The following is a 655-nucleotide window of genomic DNA, read 5'->3' on the forward strand; positions in this document are numbered from 1 at the left end:
CAGCGAGCCGGCCCGGACCACGAAGTAGCGGCCCGGTTCTTCCGGCCACCGTTGAGCCTCGTTCAGTTCGGTGAACCCGGCGGCGGTCAGCCGCGCGCCGACCGTGGCGCAGGCATGAAATGGCGAGGGGGAAGCGTCGATGAAATCGCAGAGGCCTGCGGCGCTGGCCGACATGTTGATCATCATGGCTGTCCGCGGTCACGGACTTCACGCGAGGTCCGATTGCGCGCTCCTTGCTCGCTCCGCTTTCGGCGCTCACCGTCGCCACGCGAGGTCCGATTGCGCGCTCCTTGCTCGCTCCGCTTTCGGCGCTCACCGTCGCCACGCTAGGGTCCTCAGAGTGCCCCCCGTCCAGCCGCAACCGATCCTCGCGCCGTTGACGCCCGCGGCGATCTTCCTGGTGGTCACCATCGACGACGGCGGAGAGGCGACGGTGCACGACGCGCTGCCCGAGATTCCGGGACTGGTGCGCGCGATCGGCTTCCGCGAACCGCAGAAGCGGTTGTCGGCGATCGCCTCGATCGGCTCCGACGCGTGGGACCGCCTGTTCTCCGGACCGCGGCCCGCCGAACTGCACCGGTTCACCGAACTGAACGAGGCTCAACGGTGGCCGGAAGAACCGGGCCGCTACTTCGTGGTCCGGGCCGGCTCGCTG

General features: G+C 69.3%; 1 protein-coding gene and 1 pseudogene. One reads left to right on the top strand and one right to left on the bottom strand.

Annotated elements, in window-relative coordinates:
* Positions 1-174, bottom strand: a pseudogene (locus A5646_RS22170) (M18 family aminopeptidase); the annotation flags it as partial.
* A 166-nt stretch (positions 175-340) separates the two neighbouring features.
* Here A5646_RS22170 and A5646_RS22175 point away from each other — a divergent pair.
* On the top strand, positions 341-655 hold a 315-nt coding region (locus A5646_RS22175; protein ID WP_197505259.1), incomplete at its 3' end, for a Dyp-type peroxidase domain-containing protein.

The sequence above is a fragment of the Mycobacterium sp. 1245499.0 genome (genome assembly GCF_001673615.1).
GTDB classification, from domain to species: domain Bacteria; phylum Actinomycetota; class Actinomycetes; order Mycobacteriales; family Mycobacteriaceae; genus Mycobacterium; species Mycobacterium europaeum_A.